16 protein-coding genes are annotated in these 24,429 nt (G+C 59.6%); 11 read left to right on the forward strand and 5 right to left on the reverse strand.

Annotated features, from left to right (window positions below; all coding sequences use genetic code 11):
* Positions 1-118: 118 nt before the first annotated feature.
* Positions 119-1,498 carry a dihydroorotase gene (locus NATOC_RS15055; RefSeq protein ID WP_015322329.1) on the forward strand — a complete coding sequence of 460 codons (1,380 nt, stop codon included), beginning with the start codon at positions 119-121 and terminating at the stop codon, positions 1,496-1,498.
* 1,651 nt (positions 1,499-3,149) lie between these two features.
* On the opposite strand, the gene NATOC_RS15060 is transcribed toward NATOC_RS15055, so the two are convergent.
* Together NATOC_RS15060 and NATOC_RS15065 are read right to left on the reverse strand one after the other, a co-directional pair.
* Positions 3,150-3,911 carry an IclR family transcriptional regulator gene (locus NATOC_RS15060; RefSeq protein ID WP_015322330.1) on the reverse strand — a complete coding sequence of 254 codons (762 nt, stop codon included), beginning with the start codon at positions 3,909-3,911 and terminating at the stop codon, positions 3,150-3,152.
* Between the two features lie 169 nt (positions 3,912-4,080).
* Positions 4,081-4,944 (reverse strand): fumarylacetoacetate hydrolase family protein, encoded by an 864-nt coding sequence (locus NATOC_RS15065; protein ID WP_015322331.1) that lies wholly within the window; start codon positions 4,942-4,944, stop codon positions 4,081-4,083.
* Positions 4,945-5,062: 118 nt separating this feature from the next.
* Here NATOC_RS15065 and xacF point away from each other — a divergent pair, with 118 nt between their 5' ends.
* From xacF to NATOC_RS15085, 4 genes are all read left to right on the forward strand, one after another.
* Positions 5,063-6,511 (forward strand): 2,5-dioxovalerate dehydrogenase, encoded by a 1,449-nt coding sequence (gene xacF / locus NATOC_RS15070; protein ID WP_015322332.1) that lies wholly within the window; start codon positions 5,063-5,065, stop codon positions 6,509-6,511.
* Between the two features lie 180 nt (positions 6,512-6,691).
* Complete coding sequence (locus NATOC_RS15075) at positions 6,692-7,930, forward strand: mandelate racemase/muconate lactonizing enzyme family protein (RefSeq protein ID WP_015322333.1); 1,239 nt, start codon at positions 6,692-6,694, stop codon at positions 7,928-7,930.
* A gap of 317 nt (positions 7,931-8,247) precedes the next feature.
* Positions 8,248-9,897, forward strand: a complete 1,650-nt coding sequence (locus tag NATOC_RS15080; RefSeq protein WP_015322334.1) for an endo-1,4-beta-xylanase — start codon at positions 8,248-8,250, stop codon at positions 9,895-9,897.
* 148 nt (positions 9,898-10,045) lie between these two features.
* A complete protein-coding gene (locus NATOC_RS15085; RefSeq protein ID WP_049888944.1) occupies positions 10,046-12,283 on the forward strand; it encodes a glycoside hydrolase family 3 N-terminal domain-containing protein in 2,238 nt (745 codons plus the stop codon).
* A 3-nt stretch (positions 12,284-12,286) separates the two neighbouring features.
* On the opposite strand, the gene gfo6 is transcribed toward NATOC_RS15085, so the two are convergent.
* A complete protein-coding gene (gene gfo6, locus NATOC_RS15090) occupies positions 12,287-13,366 on the reverse strand; it encodes a D-xylose 1-dehydrogenase Gfo6 (protein ID WP_015322336.1) in 1,080 nt (359 codons plus the stop codon).
* Positions 13,367-13,951: 585 nt separating this feature from the next.
* On the opposite strand from gfo6, the gene NATOC_RS15095 reads away from it, so the two are divergent.
* The 5 genes from NATOC_RS15095 (at position 13,952) to NATOC_RS15115 (ending at position 19,442) form a co-directional block, all read left to right on the forward strand.
* Complete coding sequence (locus NATOC_RS15095; RefSeq protein ID WP_015322337.1) at positions 13,952-15,499, forward strand: sugar ABC transporter substrate-binding protein; 1,548 nt, start codon at positions 13,952-13,954, stop codon at positions 15,497-15,499.
* 24 nt (positions 15,500-15,523) lie between these two features.
* Entirely contained in the window at positions 15,524-16,453 is a 930-nt protein-coding gene (locus NATOC_RS15100) for a carbohydrate ABC transporter permease (protein WP_015322338.1), read from the forward strand.
* Between the two features lie 104 nt (positions 16,454-16,557).
* Entirely contained in the window at positions 16,558-17,349 is a 792-nt protein-coding gene (locus NATOC_RS15105; protein ID WP_245549654.1) for a carbohydrate ABC transporter permease, read from the forward strand.
* Positions 17,350-17,489: 140 nt separating this feature from the next.
* A complete protein-coding gene (locus tag NATOC_RS15110) occupies positions 17,490-18,695 on the forward strand; it encodes an ABC transporter ATP-binding protein (protein ID WP_015322340.1) in 1,206 nt (401 codons plus the stop codon).
* A 63-nt stretch (positions 18,696-18,758) separates the two neighbouring features.
* Complete coding sequence (locus NATOC_RS15115; RefSeq protein ID WP_245549655.1) at positions 18,759-19,442, forward strand: hypothetical protein; 684 nt, start codon at positions 18,759-18,761, stop codon at positions 19,440-19,442.
* On the opposite strand, the gene NATOC_RS15120 is transcribed toward NATOC_RS15115, so the two are convergent.
* Together NATOC_RS15120 and NATOC_RS15125 are read right to left on the reverse strand one after the other, a co-directional pair.
* Positions 19,423-20,925: a TCP-1/cpn60 chaperonin family protein gene (locus NATOC_RS15120; RefSeq protein WP_245549656.1), complete on the reverse strand. Its 1,503-nt coding sequence runs from the start codon at positions 20,923-20,925 to the stop codon at positions 19,423-19,425. The two genes, NATOC_RS15115 and NATOC_RS15120, sit on opposite strands and share 20 nt — an antisense overlap.
* Positions 20,926-21,144: 219 nt before the next feature.
* The gene (locus NATOC_RS15125) at positions 21,145-21,339 is read right to left on the reverse strand and encodes a hypothetical protein (RefSeq protein WP_015322343.1); all 195 of its coding nucleotides are present in this window, start codon (positions 21,337-21,339) and stop codon (positions 21,145-21,147) included.
* Between the two features lie 223 nt (positions 21,340-21,562).
* Here NATOC_RS15125 and NATOC_RS15130 point away from each other — a divergent pair, with 223 nt between their 5' ends.
* A complete protein-coding gene (locus tag NATOC_RS15130; protein ID WP_015322344.1) occupies positions 21,563-23,581 on the forward strand; it encodes a beta-galactosidase in 2,019 nt (672 codons plus the stop codon).
* Positions 23,582-24,429: the final 848 nt, after the last annotated feature.

Below are 24,429 nucleotides of genomic sequence, written 5' to 3' on the forward strand. Positions count from 1 at the left end.
AATCAGTATGTTACACCTCAAGAGAGGGCCGACGAACTCTCATACCGACGCGGTGACGGGCGTTGACCGTCGTGAAACGCACGAGGATCCCCACGCCGCGGGTCGGAAGTAGTAACCGATGTCGCGTCTCGATACGCTCATAACCGGCGGAACGGTTGTCACGGCTGACTCGACGTTCGATGCTGCTATCGGCATCGACGACGGAACGATTATCGGTGTCGGCGATGAACGAGCGTTTCCAGCAGCCGAGCAACGGATCGACGTCAACGGGAACCTTGTGCTCCCAGGAGTCGTCGATCCACACGTTCATCTTGCCGGATACAACTCGATCGATTCGTACGAAACGGGTACGGCAGCGGCTGCTGCCGGTGGGGTAACCAGTCTTGTGACGTTCGCCTGGCAGGGCTGGGACGATGGAGAGTGGGATGAAAACGGATCGATAGCCGATGCTGTCGAACGACACCGATCGCAAGCATCGCCGTTGATCGATTACGGACTCCACCCCGTTATTACACGCGAATCACCCACCGTTTTCGAGGAGCTCCCCGGCCTCGTCGAAGACGGGATTACGTCGTTCAAAATGTTCACCACCGATGACATTCGCTTATCGAACGGGTTCATCGGCGACGTGTTCCGACGGCTTGCAGATCTCGGTGCCGTCGGGATGGTTCACACCGAGGACTACTCAGTGTGCCAGTCCCGAACGGACGAACTGAAATCGAGTCCGACCACAGCGTCCGCAACGATGTATCCACAGTCACGGCCGGATTACGCCGAGGCGATGGCAGTGGATTCGATCGCGAGGCTCGCCGTTGCGGCCGATGCAAAGTACTACGCCGTACACGTTACGTCGAAAGCCGCCGCCGAGACAGTCGACACCGTTCAGACGGACGGTTCGAACGTTCGGGCAGAGACGTGCACGCATTACACCGTACTCGATGAGACCGCTTACGAACAGTTCGGAAACCTCGCAATTATGTCTCCGCCGCTTCGAAAAGCGGAAGACGTCGATGCGTTGTTCGATTGGCTCCGCGATCGGACGCTCTCGGTCGTCTCGACGGACCACGTTCCGCTACCCAGGAAACGAAAGAGCGAAGGGCCGTGGTGGGAAAGCGCGTTCGGTGTTAACAGTCTCCAGACGAGTCTTCCGGTTTTCCACGATGAGGCCGTAAACAAACGGGGGCTTTCCTACCAGTCTCTCGTCCAGCTTCTATCTCGCAATCCGGCTCGGACGTTCGGGTTATCATCGAAAGGGCGGATCGAAACCGGTGCCGACGCTGACCTCGTTGTCTTCGATCCCGACGAGACGTATACGATAACTGCCGCCCGGAACCACTCGAACGCAGACTATTCGGTCTACGAGGACCGTACGGTTACCGGGAGAGTAAAGAAGACGCTTGTTCGGGGAGAGCTCGTCGCCGAGGACGGAACGATCGTCGCCGAGCCGGGATACGGCCAGTTCGTGGCCCGCGACGTGCCGACATGGAGCCAGTCATAAGTCATGCAAGAACAGAAGTGGTGATTCTAGAGTCAATAGTAGTGGCCACATAGGGAACACTCATTAAAAGATGGATCAGACTCGACTAATTCGAAAGATCGTTCTCTGTATACAGACGGTGGGGTATATTAATGAGCAGGAGGAGGATACACCTCCGTTGGCGTCTGGCCGCCGAATGACTGACGAAGTCATCGTGTGCTATAGTAGTGCATAATTTATCCAATATCTATTACGACCGTTCGACTGCCATCTTATCTGTTAGAGAAGCGGTTGACTCGTATTTTGAGCTATGAACCACTTTTTGCGATGGCTTCGGTCAATATAGTCGTAGTGGCCGCTCAACACCAATTGAGAGAGAAAGCCGAACATTCAAATATAGAGGTGAAAAATCAGAATTGAAAACATCATACTTTTCTAATAACCAGTACAGAAATATAGCAACTGAATCGGTGTCCCCCACCCAAGGAGCCGGATCTCAAAACGAATTTGTATTGTATAAATCACCCAAGTCCGATAGCTAGTAACCCTGATGGCAGGTTCATCAACCGCGACCCGCGACGGTGAATCCGTCGGCGAGTCTGAAACACTGTCAGCCAACCGAGTACCTAGTTTTAGGTTGTTTAGTGAGTACATTCAACACCGAGTGAGCGAAGGTTGGATGTCTCCCTCGAAACGAGCAACCGGTTGCGCGAAGCTGGACGGCGAATGTTCTGACGAGCGTCGCCGTCCGTTCGTGCGCCCGACATTCTTCAAATTCCACTGTGCAACTCTCGCTGAGCAGATCTGCGGGCATTAGTCCAAACAAACTCGACGATCTGCTCACGGCCTAACTAGACACTACCAGTATAGTCGAACACCGATCTCCCATCGGTTGCTGCTGTATGCCCCATTTCAAATTCCTAGCCTGTCTCCTCTCACACTTACCAAATCAGCGATTTCATAACTGGGCGATAACAGAGTGTCGATCCCAAAATAGGAAGGCGGGATTTGTGCTTACCGAAGCAACGCCGGTTGATGCGCAGCAGTAGTACCCCTGTTCTGAAAGGGGCCGCTACCGTCACTGGAGGATGCGTTAGAACGAGGGAAAATCAATTCGTTTCGGCGTTATTTACAATAGTACTTTTGTAAAGACATCGGTTTCTTATACATGAATTGCTGACAGGTACAGCGGTCGCTCTGGAACTAGACGGAATCTGGAAGCGATGCGGACCATCCTTGCCTATTTCATAACTGGGCGATAACAGATCTCGAGACAATACGTTCTCACGGATGACAACTGCCTCCTAGAGCGACAGAACCTGTATTCAACTGTAGCACAAGCATGTTTTGTTCAAGAGAACAGCCGTCAGTTTTGGAGTCACTCCTTGGACGATTCTGCTTAAGTAGTCCGTCTCTTTCGCCGAATCGAGACAAACGTCGGCGGAGATGGAACATCTATTTCGAATACCGTTCAGAGTGAGAGAACAGGCGACCAGCAATACTTCCGAACTTCGTTCGACAGCTGCTCCCCGAGGACGGGCCGATCACCGACCGCGGTTCGGCGCGCCTCGTGCTATCCGTCTTGAAAGCTATCGCAACCGCTGAAAGTCGAGTCGAACCCGATCGGACGACCGTGTGGTCGATACGGAGCTCGTTCCAGGAGAGACGATCACTACGAGTAGTTGTACTCGAGTTCGATGACGTTCGCCGTTCCGAGAACGGAATCGGGCAACCGCTCCTGGAACCGTTCCTCGCCGACCCTGTGGAGCGGACAGGCGACGCTAATAGCGCCGATACTAGTGTCTTGGTCGTCGGTGATCGGTGCGGCGACACAACAGAGTCCCGTGAGCCGTTCCTCACGATCGGTTGCGTATTTCTGTTCGCGGATCCGGTCGAGCTCCTCGAAGAACTCCTCTCGGTCGGTGATGGTGTGGCTGGTTATCTGGGGCATCCCGTGTCTGTCGAGGATTTCCTCTACCCGCTCGCGCGGTCGGAACGCGAGGATCGCTTTCCCCAGTCCGGTACAGTGGAGTCCGACACGCTTCCCTTCGTAGGTGTCGAGCTCGACCGCGTTCTCACCCTTCGCCTGGTAGAGATAGATACCAGTTCCGTTGCGCTCGATCAGGAGGTTTGCGAGTTCACCGGTTTCGTCTGCGAGATTGTCGACCTCGTTTCGGGCGGTATTGTAGATTTCCGTTCGGTTTCTGGCGTACGCACCGAGTCCGAGAAAGGAGAGCCCGATGTGATACTCGTCGCCCCGTTTGGTCAGGTACTCCTTGTTGACCAGCGTGTTCAGGTGGTTGTGGACCGCGCTCTTGCCGATATCAACTCGTTCGGACACCTCCGATACGCCGGCTCCGTCTAGCTCCTGGACGATCTCGATAATCTCGAACGCCCTGTCGACCGTTCGCACCGGGTGTTTCGGTTCATCCATAGCCGTGTATTGTAATGAAAGTACATATAATTTTCTCATGCAGAACGATGCCTGCGTTCGGCAGAATACGGGACAACTACTTCTCACCGAAAGACTGGCGCTCCTCGGAGGGCGTATCCACAGAAGTCGGTTGCGTATCCAGAAGGACGGTTCGGATAACTAGAGCCAGCTATACCGTCGTAACCGAGTTCGTTAGCGTACCGATATCGTCGATCTCGATGTCGACGACATCGCCCTCTCGAAGGGAGAAGCCGTCGTCAGGAACGAGGGACGTTCCCGTGAGCAACACTGAGAGCTCCGGAACGGCGTTGTGTTTCGTATAACAGTCCACGAGCTCCGGAACGGTGCGGACCATCTCTGCAGTACTGGTTTCTCCCTCGTAGAGAATTCGTTCGTCTCGCGAGATCTCCATGTTCATCTTCAGGTCGTGGGGATCCTCGAGCGAGTCCGCCGACCGAACGTACGGTCCGATCGAACAACACCGGTCGTAGACTTTAGCCTGCGGCAAGTACAGCGGGTTCTCTCCCTCGATAGAGCGGCTGCTCATATCGTTACCGATCGTGTATCCGACGATCTCTCCCTGATAGAGCACGACCGCCAGCTCGGGTTCGGGGACGTCCCAGTCGGAGTCGGACCGAATGCCGACGTCCTCGGTTGGACCAACGACTCGGCTGGGCGTCGCTTTGAAGAACACCTCCGGTCGGTTGCTGTCGTAGACGTTCAGGTACATGTCCGGCATCGAGCTTTCCTGTTCCCTCGCCTGCTCGCTGATCTGGTACGTGACGCCGGCGGCCCAAACCTCGTCGGCCACGAGCGGGAGACCCTCGATCTCCCCGTCCTCGTCGAGAGGATCGAGATTCTCGATCAATCGTTCCGTAACCTCGTCGATAGTGAGGTCTGCGATCGACGACGCACGGAGGAGATCACGGAACTCACGTATGTTCTGGTTCGCCGATGTGAGATCGTATGCGTTACCGCCAGTTTTGACACAGAGCCGGCTGTCATCACCCGCTGAGGGCTGATAATACCGCATATCATTCTATGATAGCACCTTTTTATATAGTTCTTTGGACTCGACTGCAGCTCAAAATCTCCGGATCGTTTTCGTCGGAACCAAAACAATGGTGTAGGAGGACGTGTACGGTATAGTTGTGAGCGACAGTAAGCAAAACTACATCGACGGAGAGTGGAGAGATGCGTCAACCGGTGAAACCATCGAAACGACCAACCCTGCAGCCCCCTCGGAATCCGTTGCTCGCTATCAGCAGTCGAACGCCGAGGACGCGGAGGAGGCGGTCGCTGCAGCAGCGAGCGCTCGCGATGACTGGGCGGCGACCCCCGGACCGAAGCGCGGCGCGATCCTGCGCGAGGCGGCGTCGATTCTCAAGGACCGCAAGGAGGAGTTGACCGAACTCCTCACGCGCGAGGAAGGCAAGACCCACGCCGAAGCCGGCGGCGAAGTACAGCGGGCCGTCGATATCTTCTACTACTTCGCTGAAAAGACGCGAGATCTCGGCGGGACCGTCAAGGCCGCCAGCGGGTCGCAGACGAACCTCTACACGGTGAACCAGCCTGTCGGCGTCGCCGCGCTGATCACGCCGTGGAACTATCCGATCGCGATCCCCGCCTGGAAGATCGCCCCCGCACTCGCCGCGGGGAACACGCTCGTGCTCAAACCGGCGACGGTCGCGGCCGGCACCGCAGTCGCGATCTTCGAGGCACTCGACGAGGCGGGGCTCCCCGACGGCGTCGCGAATATCGTTACGGGTCCGGGGAGCACGGTCGGCGAAACGCTCGTCTCCCACGATGATGTCGACGCCGTCTCTTTCACCGGTAGTAGCGAAGTCGGCGAGATGGTGTACTCGAAGGCCACCGACGACGGGAAACGCGTTCAGACGGAGCTCGGCGGGAAGAACCCGACCGTCGTTTCCGATAGCGTTGACGTCGACGAGGCCGCCGAAATCGTCGCTAACGGCGCTTTCGGCGTTACCGGTCAGGCCTGTACCGCCTGTTCGCGCGCGATCGTCCATGCGGACGTTCGCGACGAGTTCGTCGATCGGGTCGTCGAACACGCCGACGCGATCGAGATCGGTCCCGGTGACGAGTACGATATGGGACCGCAGGTCACCGAAAGCGAGCTCGAGGGGACCCTCGAGTACATCGATATCGCAGCCGACGAGGGCGCCACTCTCGAAACGGGCGGCGGCCGTCCCGAAGGGGAGCGCTTCGAGGAGGGGTACTACGTCGAGCCGACCGTCTTTACCGACGTCGAACCCGATTACCGTATCGCCCAGGAGGAGGTCTTCGGTCCCGTCCTCGCCGTAATCGAGGTCGAGGACTTCGAGACAGGGCTTCGAGTTGCTAACGACGTCGATTACGGCCTTGCAGCTAGTATCATCACGGAGAACCACACGGAGGCTGAACGGTTCGTCGACGAAATCGAAGCGGGCGTCGCGAAGGTAAACGACGGAACAACCGGTCTCGAGCTCCACGTTCCCTTCGGCGGGTTCAAGCGCTCCTCGAGCGAAACGTGGCGCGAGCAGGGCGATGCGGGGCTCGATTTCTACACGATCGAGAAGACCGTCTACGATAGCTTCTGAATCGTTCGAACGGATCGGAATCGACGCTCGGTACGACCGGTGGCGTATTCGGTTCGAACTGTGCCGTCCTCCCGTTTTCGTCCCGTTGAGCTGGCGAGCACGGACTCTGACACGTCGAGCGGTTCCGAAGCGTCCCCCGATAACAAACATGAAATACCTTGCTGTAGATACTTCGATCGCATGCTGAACTATCGGGAACTCCACGATCCCAACGCAGAGTACACGATGCGCGACCTCTCCGCCGAAACGATGGGGTTAACCGCTGACCGCGGCCCCCGTGACGTCGAGATCACGGACGTGCAGACGACGATGGTCGACGGAAACTACCCCTGGATTCTCGTTCGCGTGTATACCGACGCGGGAGTCACCGGCAACGGCGAGTGCTACTGGGGAGGCGGTGATGCCGAGATCATCGAACGGATGGCACCCTTCATCGTCGGCGAGAACCCGATGGATATCGATCGCCTGTACGAGCACCTGATCCAGAAGATGTCCGGCGAGGGGTCGATTTCCGGAAAGACCATTTCGGCCATCTCGGGAATCGAAATCGCCCTCCACGACATCGTGGGCAAGCTCCTCGACGTTCCCGCCTACCAGCTCGTCGGCGGAAAGTACCGCGACGAGGTTCGGATTTACTGCGACTGCCACGCCGGCGACGAATCGGAACCCGAATCGAACGCCGACGAAGCCGAGCGCGTCGTCGAAGAGCTGGGGTACGATGCCATCAAGTTCGACCTCGACGTCTCGTCGGGACACGAAAAGGACCGTGCGAACCGTCACCTTCGCGGTCCGGAGATCGACCACAAGGTCGACATCGTTCAGGCGGTGCTCGAGCGCGTCGGCGATACCGCCGACGTCGCGTTCGACTGCCACTGGTCGTTCTCTTCGGGGTCGGCGAAGCGACTCGTCACGGCGCTCGAGCCGTACGACGTCTGGTGGCTCGAGGACCCGGTTCCCCCGGAAAACCACGACGTACAGCGCGAAATAACGCAGTTCACCTCGACGCCTGTCACCGTCGGAGAGAACGAATACCGGGCCCACGGCCAGCGCCGATTGCTCGAGGAGCAGGCCGTCGACATCCTCGCGCCGGACCTCCCACGGGTCGGCGGCATGCGCGAGACGATGAAAATAGCAAATCTCGCCGATCTGTACTACATTCCGATCGCGATGCACAACGTCTCCTCGCCGATCGGGACGATGGCGAGCGCACAGGTCGCTGCCGCGATCCCCAACTCGCTGGCGGTAGAGTACCACTCCTATCAGTTAGGGTGGTGGGAGGACCTCATCGAAGAGGACGACCTCATCGAAAACGGTCGGATGGAAGTGCCCGAGAAACCGGGACTCGGCCTGACACTCGACTTCGACGCCGTCGAGGAACGCATGGTCGACGGCGAGGAACTGTTCGACGAAGAGTGGTGAGCTCTAGGTAACCGGGTTCTCGAGTTTGCCAGTTCCCGATCCGTCCTGTCGGCCGGTCGGAAGTCGGGAGTTCGGTTACGGTTCCATAGCCCGCTCGATCCCGTTCGCGAGAAAGTGCCATTCCGGCTCTCGAGAGGCGAGATCCACACTGCCCGGGTTCGGCAGTGACCGACTAATTCTCAATATTCATTATAAAATGTTTTATATAGCGATAAAAGGTATTGTTTCTCGGAGTCATGACAGGCGATAACACAAGCAGACGAACGGATAGTAACACGACTCGATCCGCACTGGACCGACGACTGTTTCTGGGATCCATGAGCACTCTCGCTCTCGGTGCCGGCTTCAGCCAGCTCGGAGGCGCTACCGAGAACACCGGCGACGACGCCGTTGCTACCGAATGGGAAGAGGCGGCCGACGACCGGATTCACAAGTATCGCACGTCGGACCTCGACGTCGCGGTTTCCGATGCCGACGGAGCGGCCGTCGAGAGCAGCGTCGCCGTCGAGATGGTCGAACACGCGTTTACCTTCGGAACGGCGATCGATGCGCCGCGTCTGCTCTCGGACAGCGAGGACGCGGCACGGTATCGAGAGCACATTCCGGAGCTCTTCAACACGGCCGTCCTCGAGAACCAACACAAATGGCGCTTCTGGGAGGCGAACCAGGCCGGCGCCGACAGGGAGTGGGCTCTCGATCACAGCGGGGCCGAGAGCCTCGGGAGTGTCGAGAACCACTCCGATACGGCCACCGAGTGGATCCTCGACCACGGTCTCGATATCCGAGGACACGCGGCTCTCTGGGCGAATCGTGGCGTCGACGCAATTCCCGAGGACGTCCTGGAAGCGCTGGACGAACGGGACGGCGAGCACGTTCGTGAGCGAAGCCACGACCACATCGAAACGATCATCGACTACTACGGGACGGACATGCTCCACTGGGACGTGGTCAACGAGGCTATCCACGAGCCCGAGATGATCGAGGTGATCGACGGCGAGGACGTCGATCCAGTCGAAGCGCCGGTTCTGGCCGACTGGTATCGAACGGCGACCGACGCCGCTCCGGATGGCGTTTCGCTCGACGTGAACGACTACAACACGCTCGCGGGACCCTACGAGGAAACCCGCGACGAGTACGAGCGCCAAATCGAGTTTCTGGACGACGCGGACGGGGTCGATCTCGGCGGCGTCGGCATGCAGTGTCACTTCAGCGAGGACGAAACCCTGACACCGAACCAGATCGTGGACGGACTCGACCGATACGCCGGCTACGGGGCGGCGCTTCGGATCACCGAATTCGATATGGCCGATCCGGACTGGGACGAGGAGGAGAAAGCCGAATTCCTTCGACGATTCCTCAAGACCGTCTTCAGCCACCCCGGGACGTCCGATTTCCTCATGTGGGGGTTCTGGGACGGCGAACACTGGCAGGGCGATGCACCGCTGTTCTACGAGGACTGGGAGAAAAAGCCGAGTTACCACGTCTACACGGAGCTCGTGTTCGAGGAGTGGTGGACCGACGAGTCGGGAACGACCGACGAGGGACGCTTCTCGACGCGGGCGTTCCTCGGCGAACACGAACTCACCGTCTCGCTCAAGGACGGGGAGTTCCGAACGGGGCTCTCGATCACCGAACCGAACGAGCGAAGCGTCGACGTGATCGTCGCCGACATCGACGTCCTCGGGGCAGCGAACGGTCGCCAGAAGGGAACGATCCCGGTCCGCCTGGCTGCCGGCAGTGCGTTCGATCCGACCACGCTCGATCCCGATACCGTACGCTTCGGGACCCCCGAGGCGGTCAACGCGGACGACGGGGCTTCCCTCCGCTCTAACGAGCTCTCCGGTGGGCCTCGAGACGGCTGTACGCTCCACTTCGATGCCGAAGAGAGCGCTCTCGAGGACGGAGTTGCGATGCTGTCCGGTCGTACCGACGACGGGCAGTACGTCGTCGGCGTCGATCGCTACTGAACTCGGCCGATGATCGGGACCGTGACGGACCGTCAGAAACACTAAGGTGAACGACCCCGAGTATCGGGGTGTGAGACGAACGACTCAACGGGAGACCGACGATCGGTCGATATCGACGGCGAATCGCGTCGAGGAACTCCTCGAGGAGATGACGCTCGAGGAGAAGGTCGCGCAGCTCGGCTCGGTCAACGCCGACCGAGTCATCGACGACGGCGAGGTCGACCGCGAGGCGGCGACCGAACTGCTCGAATACGGTATCGGTCACCTGACACGGATCGGCGGCGAGGGAGGGCTGTCGCCGGCCGACGCTGCACGCGCGATCAACGAGCTGCAAGAGATCCTCGGCGAAACCCGCCTCGGAATCCCCGCGATACCTCACGAAGAGTGCCTGAGCGGCTATATGGGTCCGGAAGCCACGACGTTTCCCCAGATGATCGGGATGGCAAGCACCTGGGATCCGGAACTGCTCGAGGAGGTGACCGAGACGATCCGCGGCGAACTGGAGGCGCTCGGAACGACCCACGCGCTCTCCCCGGTGCTCGATGTCGCCCGGGACCTGCGGTGGGGGCGCGTCGAAGAGACGTTCGGCGAGGATCCGCTGCTCGTCGCGGCGATGGCCTGTGGATACGTTTCCGGCCTCCAGGGTGACGGCCGAGCGGACGGAGTTTCGGCGACGCTGAAACACTTCGTCGGGCACGGCGCTACTGACGGCGGGAAGAACCGCTCGTCGCTCAACGTCGGTCCCCGCGAGCTCCGCGAGGTCCACCTGTTCCCGTACGAGGCGGCGATCCGGACCGCTGACGCGGAATCGGTGATGAACGCGTACCACGATATCGACGGGATCCCGTGTGCGAGCTCCGAGTGGTTGCTCACCGATCTTCTCCGGGGCGAGTTCGGGTTCGACGGGACCGTCGTTTCGGACTACTACAGCGTCAGACATCTGGTAACCGAACACGGGACGGCAAACACGAAGCCCGAAGCCGCGACCGCGGCGCTCGAGGCGGGTCTCGACGTCGAGCTCCCGTACACCGATTACTACGGCGAACACCTCATCACAGCCGTCGAGAACGGCGAGCTCTCCGAGAAAACGCTCGACGAGTCCGTCCGACGCGTACTTCGGGAGAAAGCCCGCAAGGGCCTCCTTGATGATCCAAGCGTCGACGCCGAGGCGGCCGCCGACGCGTTCCGGACCGACGAGGCAGCGGCGCTCAACCGGCGTGCCGCGCGTCGATCGATGACGCTGCTAAAAAACGAGAACGAACTCCTCCCGTTGACGGCCGACTCCGTAGCGGTCATCGGTCCGAAGGCCGACGCGAAGAAGGAACTGCTCGGCGACTACGCGTACGCCGCTCACTATCCCGAAGAAGAGTACGCCTCCGATGCTACGACGCCGCTGGCGGCCCTCGAGTCCCGCGACGGTCTCGAGGTGAGTTACGAGCAGGGGTGTACGGTCTCCGGTCCCTCGACTGACGGGTTCGAACCGGCCGCCCAGGTAGCAGAGGACGCCGACGTCGCGCTCGCGTTCGTCGGTGCCCGATCAGCGGTCGACTTCTCGGACGGCGACGCTTCGAAGGAAGAGAAGCCGAGCGTTCCGACGAGCGGCGAGGGATGTGACGTCACCGATCTCGGGCTGCCGGGCGTCCAAGAGGAGTTGATCGATCGGCTCCAGGAAACCGGGACGCCGTTAGCTGTCGTGATCGTTAGCGGGAGGCCACACTCGATCGAACGAATCACAGCGGACGTCCCCGCGGTACTGTACGCGTGGCTTCCCGGAGACGAGGGCGGGTCCGCGATCGTAGATGTACTCTTCGGCGAGCACAACCCCAGCGGTCGGCTTCCCGTTTCTCTGCCGAAATCGGTCGGCCAGCTTCCGGTCTACTACAATCGGAAAGCCAATACCGCAAACAAGAGTTACGTGTACACCGACGGCGAGCCGGTCTACCCGTTCGGTCACGGGCTGAGCTACACCGAGTTCGAGTACGGGACGCTTTCGCTCTCCGAGAAACGCGTCTCTCCGCTGGAGACGGTCGTAGCCAGCGTCCCGGTCACGAACGAGGGCGACCGATCCGGCGCCGAGGTCGTCCAGCTGTACGCCCACGCAGCGAACCCGAGCCAAGCGCGGCCCGTTCAGGAACTGATCGGCTTCGAGCGCGTTCCGCTCGAGGCCGGCGAAACCAAACGCGTCTCCTTCGAACTCTCGCCCACGCAACTCGCCTTCCACGACGAGTCGATGACGCTCACCGTCGAAGAGGGGCCCTACGAGATCCGAGTCGGTCGTTCCGCGAGCGACATCGTCGCGACCGACGACCTCGAGGTGAACGCGTCCAAGTCGGTACCGAAGTCCGCCCGGACCTACTTCGCCGAAACGACCGTCGGGACCGAGTAACTGCTACACCTCGACTCGCTCGCCACTGTCGGCGCTCTCGTAGATCGCCGCGAGCGTCCGCATGTCGACCAGTCCGTGTGCGGGCGTCCCTTCGGGCTCGCGTCCCGAGAGAACACAGTCCGCGAAGTAATCGAACTCCTCTTCCATCTGGTCGACTTCCGGACCGTCTCCGGCGACCGACGCGTCGTCGACCGCGAGTTCGAGGCGACTCTCCCCGTGGAACGCGGGCTCGATCAGGATCGTCCCCTCGCTTCCGGTGATTCGCAAGTGGCTGTCTTGAGCCGCGTTCTGGCTCGCGGTACAGGTCGCGTAGACACCGTCCTCGAAAGCGACGGTAAACGCCGCGACCTCGTCGGGAACCTCCGAAAAGAACTCGTGGTCGCTGTGCATCATCGACTGTACCGTGGTCGGATCGCGGTCCAAGACGAATCGAGCGGTGTTGATCGAGTATATCCCGAGATCCATTACGCTCGTTCCGTACCCCGCGAGTTCGGGATCGAGACGCCACTGGTCGGCACCCCAGTCGACGATCGATTGAGACATGTCGCCGTGAACGTGGACCGGTTCGCCGATCACGCCTGCCCGAACGAGCTCCCGCGCCCGTCTGACTGCCGGTTCGGTGTGCATTCGGTACGCGATCATCGCGGTTGCGGCACCGTCCTCGCAGGCGTCGACGATCTCTTCCGCCCGCTCGACGGTCGCCTCCATCGGTTTCTCGCAAAGGACCGCCTTCTCGTGGTTGGCGGCCGCTTCGACGTGCTCGAGGTGTTTCGCGTTCGGAGTGCAGATGTAGACCGCATCGTAGGCGTCGCGCCTCTCTCCCGCCCGGAACTCGTCGTAGGTCAACCCGGCCTCGACTATTTCGTGCTCCGCGGCGACTTCTTCGGCCTTCTCGGCGGAGCCGCTGACGACGACGGTCGTCTCACAGAACGTCGAGCGGTCCACTGCGGGCATCGCCTCGTCCCGAGTCCACCAACCCAGTCCGACCATCGCGAACCGAACCGGGCCCGCGTCCTCGTCCGATTCCTGCCAGTCGCGGTACGAAAACGAATCGAGATACGAGCGGATACTTCCGGGCTCCATACGCTCCCGTTACGGAAGCGTGCTAATAAATCACGGTGATAGTCGGTGTCCCGGGGGTCTAACCGACCGGCTCCGATATCGATCGACCGTCGTCGGTTCGGGTGGGTAGTGTCAGCGTTCGCGCCGAGACCCGTGGTGGTAAATCGCACCACAGTCTGATGCTTCAGAACGCGATTCAGTATAGCAGACTGGTTTCGGAGTGTTGATAAGGAACCATACTGGTGCACAGAAAGAGGTTCTCTCTGATAGTTTTACACCAGTACTGCTGTATTTCAGATATACCGCTTTCTCAGATCGCGGCTACGACGATTCTCTGTGTGTTTTGCGAACAACTGTCGCTCTCCTCTTTCCTGATCGTCCGAGCAGCATTCTGTAATAAAGAACCGAATCGATATGGTAGAAAACGCTATTGGTATTCGTAGAACCAGTGCCGTTAGATCAGGGATCTAGTGTTTTAGGACGATAGTCGTTCCTAAAAGGTAGAGTTTCTATCCAGGAGAGGCCATCAAGGGGAAGCGTTGTTTCACAAGGTTATTTATGTGAGAACGATTATCGTCTAAGTGAAGTCCAATGTCAGGGACGAACATGGCACAAGCCGACACATCCGGAGAGACCGATACCGACAGCTACGGACGGGAGTCACCGGCGAGCGACACGGACGGTGAGTACTCGCGACGCGGGTTTATGGAAAAAGCGGGTACAATGAGCGCTGCAGGAGCGACCGCCGGACTGGCAGGCTGTATCGGAGGCGATGGTACGCAGGGAACGGGCGAGGGTGATTTCCTCTGGTGGACGATGCGAGGATACATTCCCGAGGAAACCGAGGCGATTCAAAACGCCGCGGAAGGGTTCGAAGATTGGGCCGACGAAGAGGTCAACGTCACCACAAACGTCGTGACGTGGGATCAAGTGTTCGAGGAGTGGACGGCCGCTATTCAGGGCCAGAACACTCCGAACGTTAGCGAAATGGCCAACGAGCATGCGGTCGATTATGGAGTGTCCGGCGTTGTACAGCCGAATACGGAACTGTTCGAACAGTACGACGACTGGTACGAGGTCCCCTCCTACTGGGGTGATTACGACGGTGAGGTGTGGGGTTTCCCGTGGTTCATCGAGGTCCGGAGCTTCTACTCGAATATGGGACTCCTCGAGGACGCCGGCCACGACAGTCCGCCCGAAACCTGGGAGGAGTTGATCGAGATGGCGATGGACGTCGAAGACGAAACTGGAGAGACCGGTTTCGTCTCCGGTGGGGCACAAGACACCGGGACCGGACAGGTGGTCTACGGCATAACCGCCCAGTCCGGTGGTGACTTCTTCGATCGCGATGGAGATGAGTGGTCGGTCGAGTTGGACTCACCAACGTCGCTGTTCGCTCATCTCTGGATGGCGAGCTTCCAGGAGGAGTGGGACATCGCCCCGGGTGGGTGGGCAGGTATGGATAGTACCGACGCCGAACAGCTGTATCGGGAGGGCAACGCCGCCTTCATGATCAACTCCGGTGACGCGGCAAACGAGATGATCAACGAAGACGAGGACGTCGCCGACCGAACCGAACTGTCGCTGATTCCGGAGGGTCCCATGGGAACGAACACCTCCTTCATGGGTGGAAGCTGTCTTTCGGCGTTCGAACCCGAGTACGCTCAGCACGACGTCGATGACGAGATCTCCATGTCGTTTATCGAGTACATGACGCTTCCCGAAACGATGGAGGAGTATCTCACGGAAGCGACGCCGAATTTCCTGCCGGTCCGGGATGCCCAGGAGGAAATACCACCCTTCACCGATAATCCAACGAATATCCCCGACGAATGGATCGATTCCCGGCTCGAACAGGCCGAGGACGTCGCCCGCTACGGGATCACCGGCCCCGAACAGAACGCACCGTTCCTCGGCGACGTCGAGGGCGCAACGGACGCGTATTCGACCGCCATCTCGGGTATTCTCGGAGGAGGGGAGGATCCACGCGAAGCGGTCGTTGCCCAGGCAAACCAGGTCCGAGAGGGCGTCGACGGCGAGGCGGGCCAGGAAATCGAACAAAACACTGATCTCCCGGATCTCGACGACGCACCTGACGAACTCCAGCCCTGGATCCAAGGCGACGGGGATACGCCCCAGATCTGGAACCCGTAACGATCTCTCACAAAAACTGATAAGATGTCGACGAAAATCCAAGATATTCGTAACTTCGAGATACCGCGCGAGTACTATCACTGGCTCTCGAAAGAGGGCGTCTGGGGATGGCTGTTCCTCCTCCCGTCGCTGTTAGCGCTGGGAACCGTCAGCGTCTATCCGCTTCTCCGTGGAGTGTACCTGAGCTTCTTCGAGTACGACGGGATCGGCGACCCCGAATGGGTTGGTCTCGATCATTACGCCTACATTTTTGGCTGGACGGAGTTCTGGATCGTTATGCGGAACACGCTAGTGTGGGCGTTTGCGTCGGTCGTGGTCATGGCCTTGGTCGGGCTCGGGTTCGCGATTCTGCTCAATCGAGATTTCCGCGGCCGATCAGTGGCGACGACGCTGTTGTTGCTTCCGTGGGCGATCCCGTTTATCTCCATCGCCCTGAACTGGCGGCTGATGTATAGTTTCGAGCTGGGCCCACTGAACGGCTTCCTCCGGCTCGCCGGAATTAGCGAGGGGCTGCCGTGGATCTCGAGTTCGCGGTACGCACTGTTCTCGATTATGATCGCGTGGGTCTGGCGGAACTTCCCCTTCTTCATGCTCACGTTCCTCGCAGGGATGAAGGGGATCCCGAGCGATCTCTACGAGGCGGCCCACGTCGACGGATCCTCACGGCTCGATTCGTTCCGGCACATCACCCTCCCGTTCCTTCAGCCGATCGCGATCGTGATGACGCTGCTGATGAGCCTCTGGTCGCTCAATCACTTCACACTGATCTACGTGATGACCGGTGGCGGACCCGGGAACTCCTCGATGGTCTTACCGGTCTATATCTACGAACGGGCGTTCCACCTCGGTGAGATGGGTCTAGCAAGCGCGATTGCAGTCGTCATGTTGCTGGTTATGCTGAGCTACGGCCTGATCTACCTGCGGCTCTATCGTGACGACGTCGGAGGGAAATGACCATGGCAACTGACACACAGACGACTCCGAACGAAGAATCGAACACGAGCGTTCTGAGTGACCGGCAACGCGAACGCGCAAAACGGGTCGGATTTCACGGGCTGTTGTGGTCGCTGATCGCGATCGTCCTGTCTCCGGTTCTCTGGATGTTTGTCGTGTCGGTCAATCAGATCGGGTTTGAGGCGTTTATCGGTGATCCTGTTGGCTGGGCGGCAAACGCGGACCTGTCCGGATACTACGAGGTCTGGACCGAATCGGACTTCCCGTACTGGTTCCGCAACAGCCTGATCGTCAGCGTCGGTGCGACAGTCCTGAGCATCATCGTTTGTACGTTCGGTGCGTACAGCATCGGTCGTCTTCGATTCCGGGGACGAAAGGCGATGGCGACGTTCCTGTTGGTCACGCAAATGTTCCCGCTGATCCTCATCGCGATTCCGCTGTTTATCGTCTTTCGCGATCTCGGGCTAGTTAACACCTTGACCGGTCTCATGATCGCGTACGTTGCGTTCACGCTTCCGTTCGCGATCTGGATGCTACGGGGGTTCTACGAAAACTTACCCGAGTCCCTCGAAGAGGCGGCGATGATCGACGGCAGTACTCGATTCGGGGCGGTGCTTCGGGTTATTCTCCCGCTATCGGCGCCGGCAATCGCGACGACGGCGATCTTTACGTGGGTGTTGGCGTGGAACGAGTTCGTGTTCGCGCTGGTTTTGATCAACGATTCGGAACGCCAGACGCTTCCGCCGGGCATGAGCGAGTGGGTCGGTCAGTTCGCGCTCAATTGGGATATGCTGATGGCGGGTGCAATCAGCGCGACGATTCCACTCCTGGTCGTGTTCTTCCTGCTCCAGAGCTACATCGTCAAAGGATTGGCTGAAGGAGCGGTCAAGTCGTAATTCGTCTCGTTCCGTCTCTTTCGGTTCCCAGCCGTCTCTTGGTGTTTCGACTTTCGGTGTAGTGTGTCGGATGCGCTTTCGACCCGTCTGTGGTATAGCATCCCAAAAGATATTAACCACCGTTACGTATCTTTCTAGCGATGAGTTCGATCGAGTTCGAGGGAGTGACGAAGGTGTACGATGAGAATATCGTCGCGGTAGACGACTTCAACCTGGATATCGAGGCGGGTGAATTCCTCACACTGGTTGGCCCGAGCGGATCAGGAAAGTCGACGTTGCTTCGAATGGTAGCCGGACTGGAAGAGATCACCGAGGGGACGATCTCGATCGGCGAAGAGACGGTCAACAAACTTCCTCCACGGCATCGGGATATCGCGATGGTGTTCCAGAGTTACGCCTTGTACCCTCATCTCAGCGTCCGTGAGAACATGGCGTTCGGGCTCAAACGCTCGACCGATTTAGCCGACGAGGAAATCTACGAGCGCGTCGAGGAGGCCGCCACGCTGATGGGTATCGAGGAACTTCTAGACGATCGGCCGAAACAGCTCTCGGGCGGGCAGCAACAACGCGTCGCGACCGGACGTGCGATCGTTCGTGAACCCGCCGTCTTCCTGTTCGACGAACCGCTATCCAACCTCGACGCGAAGCTCCGAAAACACATGCGAACCGAGCTGCAACGTATTCAACAGGAGCTCGAAACGACGGCGATGTACGTCACCCACGATCAGGAGGAAGCGATGACGATGAGCGACCGGATCGCCATCCTCAATCACGGAAATCTCCAACAAGTCGGGACTCCCCGCGAGGTCTACAACCGTCCTCGAAACCTCTTCGTCGCACAGTTTATCGGAAGCCCCTCCATGAATGTCTTCGACGTCTCCTACGAACCCACCAACACTGGCGGACGGCTCACCGGCGACGTCGAGATCGAGATCGGGCAGGACCGGGCCGAACGGATCGAATCACTGGACACGAACGAACTGAAGCTAGGGGTTCGTCCGGAACACATCAGCGTCGGGCAAACGGAAACTGAAGGGACTATTGACGCGTATATCGACATCATCGAACCGCTGGGCGCACGGGATCTACTGTACTTCGATCTCGAGAGCGAGGACGAAGGTCCCGTTACCAAGGATATTCCAACGTCGGACGAGGCCGACGAAACCGCTCCCGACAGCGATATCGACGAACACAAAGCGTTCATCGATCCCGAAGCGATCACGGAAGACGTCCACAACGTCTTTCTCACCCTCGACACCGACCAGATGCATATTTTTGACGCGTCCACCGGCCTCAGTCTCGCGTATCTTGACGAGCAAGAATCGGCGGCTGCTCCACCCGCCTGAGCTCGTTCGACGGCCGGACGCAACCTTTTTTACTAATTGGCAACAGCATTGACTATGAGTTCAATGGTAAACCCTGACCATCAAGCGTCCGGGTGGACGGTCCTCCGACCGTGGCGCGAGCTTCTGCAGGCGAACGACGTCGAGAGGATGATCGGCGTGGTCCGCCAGTACGGGTGGCTTCCGGCACTGTTCGGTCTCGCACTTCACTCGCTGTCCCGTGGCGCGTTCGAGTACATGAGCGAACCGTTCATCGTCACGGAGGGGTATATTTTTTCAGGCTGGCCAGCAGCCCTCATTATTAACGTCCTGTTCGGAACGTTCGTGGTTCTGTTTTCCTGGTTCATCTACTTCGGTCTCATCGGCGTAATCGCCGGCTATCTCTCCGAGGACCACGTTATGGAAAGCGACGTGTTCAAATTCGGCGGCTATCTGACCGTGGTATTCGTTCCGGTGTTTGTCCTCGGCTCCGTTCTTATCTCCACCGTTACGGTCCCGGACGGTGCGAGCGCCGAGGCTGTGGCTCAAAACGGCGGTGGAACCGTCGAGTTCGCCATGTCGGCGTATTCGTTCGTATACGAAACGCCACAGATGCACGCCGTTCGCGCGTTCAAGGCCGCGGCCTGGATCCTCGTCGGCTTCCTGATGTTGCCGATCGTTCAACGACTGTACGAGATCGATCAGAAGCGAAGCGTCGCGAGCGTTCTTCCTCTCACCCTCGGAGGGGTACTTACCGCGTTCCTGTTCTGATCTCTTCGGGATTGATCGGGGGAGTCGTATCCAACACGACGTTGTCGACGGTAAGCAGCGAGTTTGCAAACTCGACGCTTCGGACCAAACTGCTGGATCGGACGAGTTGCGCATCGAGAGCATCGCTAGCGGAGACGACGTCGTCGACGATCCGCCCGGAAGCATCGATCCCCGCCCGTTGATTGTTTCCAGCGTGACGAGTACGGAGCTCGGGTATCGAATCGAGCGGTCGGTGACCGGCATTGCGTGCCAGCGTTCGCGGGAGCGATTCGAGCACGTCGGCGAACTCTTCGACGGCCAGCTGCTCGCGACCGTCAAATCGGGGTGCCAGTTTCCGAACAGCAAGCGCTGCCTCGACGTCGGCCGCACCACCCCCTGGAAGCGCCGTCGGCTGCTTGACGGCGGCGCGGACCGCGTTGAGACCGTCTTTGATTCGTCTTCTCGCTTCGTCCGCCGCGCTTTCGGTACCGCCGCGGACGACGAACCCGACGCTTCGTGGTTCGGTCCCTTTCGGAGCTGTGACCTCTAGCCACGTTTTCTCGTCCTGCGCAGCGCGCACGTTGACCGTCCCGTACCCGAGGTCGTTGCTCGAAGCGGGTTCGCCGGGTGTCACGGGCCCCCGTATCGCAGCGCCGGTGACGCGTGACAGAACGTCTACGTCGGACCGTTTTACGTTTCTGAAACAGACGGCGTTCCGCCTGGCCAGCTGCTCACCGATCTCGCTACTGACGTCGCCGGTGACGAATACCGCCCCGACGTTCGCCTCGGCGATTGCCTCGGCTATCTTCCTGCTATCTCTTCGGTTGTTGCCACCGCCGGTCACGTACTCACCGCTAACCGAGAGAGAGTTGGTAGAGACATCGCGTGGTTGGAGAGAGCCCTCGACAAGGAGAATGCCTGCGTCGATCGGAAGCAGGCGTTCGGCACACATCGGTTCGTACGGCAACAACGTCCCGTTGATCAGTTCGCTTGAGGTGACGTTTCGACCGGGGAAAACCTCTATCGCGACGTACCCGAGATGGACGGTTCCCCGCCGTGGTTCCCACACCCGGAGGACGGCGTCGACGATATCCTCGCTGAGCTGCTCGAGCGGCCACGCGCCGGTACGGTTGTTCGTCGTTCCGCCGTGTGCGATCTGCTCAAGTTGGCCACGATCGAATTCGGTTGGCGAAGTAGGGCGATCGGTACTTGCAACGGGGATTCCGATCTCGTCCCAGACTTCGAGCGTACGTTGGGCCCCGATAGAGAACCCCTCGATAACGTCGGTCGGTGGAACACCCCGTTCGATCAATCTGGTGCCGGCAGTCAGTAGTTCGCTCGCCAGCAGGGTCGTCGTAGTCGTCCCGTCGCCGAGTTCGTTTTCGTGGCTCTCCACCAGCCGAATCAGTTGGTTCGCGATCGGATGATCCGTCTCTCCCTCGAACTCCTCTAAAATCGCCACGCCGTCGTTGCTAATAAACGTGCGTACGGTATCGTCCTGCATTCGACGGACGATCATCTTGTCGGCCCCCAACGGTCCAAACGTAGTCCGGACCAAACTTCCCATCTCCTTTGCTGCCTGCCGTATTCCTCGTCTCGTTTCTTCCGGCGACAGTTGATTCCAGCTCACGCTCATCGTTCTACCGGCATTGGCCGTTCCCGCGGCGGTAGTCCGCTCGATTCGAGGACTGAAGCGTCAGTTCGTCGTCGAGATCGAACCCTTTCATCGGATGAACAGTCGGTCGCTGACGATTGCAAACACGATCAGGAGCACCAACAAGTACGTTACTTCGAATATCAGCCCCCAGCCTTGAGCGAGGATATACTGGACCCCGAAATACGCGAGGGCAACAAACGAAACCACGACTATCCCGGCGATACTCCCCGTTCGTGACAGACTCTTTGCTACTGCCATCATCGTTTATCATACTGACCTGAAGGGTAATAAACGGTTGCCATAGGACAGGGGACGAGCGGTCCCTCTCTCGGCCGCACGTCCCGACTCGGCGTAGCTGCCCGCAAATCGTTCGCACCGCCGTGGCGAATCGCCACGGTGACCGCCTACTGTACGGTGACGACGCCGTAGCGATCTCGAGAGTTCCCACGGCAACGTTTAGGGGTCCGGTCCGTGACGTGGTCGTATGACCATTGGCGTCTGTTACTTCCCCGAGCACTGGCCGCGAGAACGGTGGGAAACCGATATTGAAGCGATGGCCGACGCCGGATTCGAGTACGTCCGCATGGCGGAGTTCTCGTGGGCCGTCCTCGAACCCGAACGCGGGCAGTTCGACTTCGAATGGCTCGACGAGGCTGTCGAGCTGATCGGCGAGCACGGGATGCAGGCCGTGCTTTGTACGCCGACGGCGACGCCACCAAAGTGGCTCGTCGACGAGCGACCCGGGATTCTCCAGGAAGACTCCGACGGTACCGTACGAGAACACGGGAGCCGGCGTCACTACTGTTTCAACTCAACCGCCTACCGCGAGGAAACCGAGCGCATCGTCTCCCGAGTGGCCGATCGGTACGCCGACGATCCCCATGTCGCGGGGTGGCAGACCGATAACGAGTTCGGCTGTCACGGTACCGTCCGTTGCTACTGTGCGGACTGTGCGGACGCTTTTCGCGAGTACCTCGCAGAGAAGTACGACTCGATCGAAGCGCTCAACGACGCCTGGGGTACGACGTTCTGGAGCCAGCGCTATCCGAGTTTCGAAGCGATCGACCCGCCCGGCCCGACGCCGAGTGACCACCACCCGTCGCGGCTCCTCGAGTACGCACGCTTCTCGAGTAACGCCGTCGTCGAGTACAACCGGTTGCACGTCGATCTCCTTCGGGAAGCGAATTCCGAGTGGTTCGTTACGCACAATTTCATGGGTCGATTTTCGAACCTGGACGCGTACGCCGTCAGCGAGGATCTCGATCTCGTTTCGTGGGACTCGTACCCCACCGGATTCGTCCAGGATCGGCTCGCCGGCGAGCCGACGCCCGCCCAGCTCCGCGCCGGGGATCCCGATCAGATCGGAATGGACCACGATCTCTACCGGAGTGCCCTCGATCGACCGTTCTGGGTGATGGAACAGCAACCCGGCGACATCAACTGGCCGCCGTACGCGCCCCAGCCCGGCGACGGAGCGATGCGACTCTGGGCCCACCACGCGACGGCCCACGGCGCCGATGCGGTGTTGTACTTCCGCTGGCGTCGCTGTCTCGAAGGCCAGGAACAGTACCACGCCGGACTGCGCAAACAGGATGGATCACCCGACCGCGGGTATCACGGCGCGAAGCAAGCTGCCGCGGAGTTGGCCGAAGTCGGCGAGGACGACCACGTCGAGGCACCCGTCGCGGTGCTGTTCGACTTCGAGAACCTGTGGGCGCTTACCGAACAGCCACATTCGCCCGACTTCGACTACTGGGAACTCCTCGAACGCTTCTACGGCGCGGCTCGTGCCCGCGGAACCCAGGTCGACGTCGTTCATCCGACGACACCCCTCGAGGAGTACGACGCTGTCGTTGCACCGGCGCTCCACCTCGTCGACGACGTCCTCGCAACCCGGCTGACAGCCTACGTCGAGAACGGCGGAGAACTCCTGCTGGGCCCACGGACGGGTGTCAAAGACGCGTACAACAAGCTTCGTCCGGTCCCGCAGCCGGGACCGCTCGCCGACCTCGTCGGCGCGACCGTCGACCGACACGAGTCACTCCCCTCACAACTCGACACCCGAGTCCGGAACGTAAACGGGGAGAACACGTATCAGTTCCAGGTGTGGGCCGAATGGCTCGAGACCGCTACCGCGACGCCGCTGTTCGTATACGACGCTGACGGCGTCGAAAACGACCGAGCCGCGATTACGCGACGGGATGTCGGCGACGGGACCGTCGTTTACTGCGGCGTGTGGCCGAGCGAATCGTTGGCAGACGAACTCATCGAGCCGTTGCTCGCTCGCGCGGACGTCCCCTCCAGCGATCGGCTTCCAGACGGGGTCCGGGTCAACGTGCGAGGAGGGAGAACGTGGATAACGAACTTCTCGAGCGACCGGATTCGAATCAAGCCTGCAACGGACGTCACGTGGCTGATCGGCACGGCAACGATTGACGCCTACGATGTCGCGGTCGCGGAGCAACGCGTCCTCGACGGGTTATCGATCGAGCCGCTCGGCTAAGACCCCACACTGGAATCGCTGACTTACCGATCTCGTCGCCGAAACTCCGAACGTTCGTCGCGAGAGGGAGTAAGAACGAGGACGTAACGACGACCGCGACGAGTACGACTCCGGTCGTACAGCCACTACGTCACGATCATGAGTTTCGATCGGGTGTGTAGTGGTATTCAGCAGGGGACAGCTCGTCGGATTGATTCGGACTCGGTTTGGTGAGCGGATGCGTGAAACATTAGAAGAGACTGCTCACACTTCGTGTGGAAATCTGGTCGATAGCGATGCCGAGCGTCCAACCGTGCGTCGTCGGCGGTACGTCCTCGTTGGACCGAGAAAACCGATCACCGTCCTCGGTGGTCCACCTGGTGGACACGATCAGTCGCGTTGTTCGGGCGATTCGACAGACGGCCCGTCCCGGACGGAAACCCACGCACACAACGTGGACGAACTCTCTGGTTCGTTCGATACGGCCGTTGGAGAGCCAATTTTCCGCCGGCTTTTTATCCCCGAAGAGTGGCTCTGCTCGGTACCGCTCCTTCGAGCAACCGCTGGTAGTTCGGAGTTGTGATTCAATGTTGTCAGTCCCATCAAAATTCGACTGACCGAGCGCCGACGAATCAAGCCGTCCTCTTCGGACGAGTCGGGGCGGGTGCCTTCGAACTCTTTCATTCAGTTCTGGGCTTCCTTTCTCCCTCTCAATGAGGACCTTCGCAGCACTCTATCGACCTCCAGTCACTGAGACCGGCTTCAAATAGTTCGTCGCTGAGCGTCGTACTACCCGGCGTATCGCTTCTGTTTCTCTTTCTCAATCGGGTTGTACAGTTTTTCGACAGGATAGTCGAGGTGATTCGCGA

Source organism: Natronococcus occultus SP4 (genome assembly GCF_000328685.1).
GTDB lineage: Archaea > Halobacteriota > Halobacteria > Halobacteriales > Natrialbaceae > Natronococcus > Natronococcus occultus.

Coding starts and splice junctions, on each gene's coding strand:
- NATOC_RS15115 (WP_245549655.1), top strand. CDS start 18,759: ATGGTAAACCCTGACCATCAAGCGTCCGGGTGGACGGTCCTCCGACCG.
- NATOC_RS15055 (WP_015322329.1), top strand. CDS start 119: ATGTCGCGTCTCGATACGCTCATAACCGGCGGAACGGTTGTCACGGCT.
- NATOC_RS15080 (WP_015322334.1), top strand. CDS start 8,248: ATGAGCACTCTCGCTCTCGGTGCCGGCTTCAGCCAGCTCGGAGGCGCT.
- NATOC_RS15060 (WP_015322330.1), bottom strand. CDS start 3,911: ATGGATGAACCGAAACACCCGGTGCGAACGGTCGACAGGGCGTTCGAG.
- NATOC_RS15075 (WP_015322333.1), top strand. CDS start 6,692: ATGCTGAACTATCGGGAACTCCACGATCCCAACGCAGAGTACACGATG.
- NATOC_RS15120 (WP_245549656.1), bottom strand. CDS start 20,925: ATGCAGGACGATACCGTACGCACGTTTATTAGCAACGACGGCGTGGCG.
- NATOC_RS15130 (WP_015322344.1), top strand. CDS start 21,563: ATGACCATTGGCGTCTGTTACTTCCCCGAGCACTGGCCGCGAGAACGG.
- NATOC_RS15095 (WP_015322337.1), top strand. CDS start 13,952: ATGGCACAAGCCGACACATCCGGAGAGACCGATACCGACAGCTACGGA.
- gfo6 (WP_015322336.1), bottom strand. CDS start 13,366: ATGGAGCCCGGAAGTATCCGCTCGTATCTCGATTCGTTTTCGTACCGC.
- NATOC_RS15125 (WP_015322343.1), bottom strand. CDS start 21,339: ATGATGGCAGTAGCAAAGAGTCTGTCACGAACGGGGAGTATCGCCGGG.
- NATOC_RS15085 (WP_049888944.1), top strand. CDS start 10,046: ATGACGCTCGAGGAGAAGGTCGCGCAGCTCGGCTCGGTCAACGCCGAC.
- NATOC_RS15110 (WP_015322340.1), top strand. CDS start 17,490: ATGAGTTCGATCGAGTTCGAGGGAGTGACGAAGGTGTACGATGAGAAT.
- NATOC_RS15100 (WP_015322338.1), top strand. CDS start 15,524: ATGTCGACGAAAATCCAAGATATTCGTAACTTCGAGATACCGCGCGAG.
- NATOC_RS15065 (WP_015322331.1), bottom strand. CDS start 4,944: ATGCGGTATTATCAGCCCTCAGCGGGTGATGACAGCCGGCTCTGTGTC.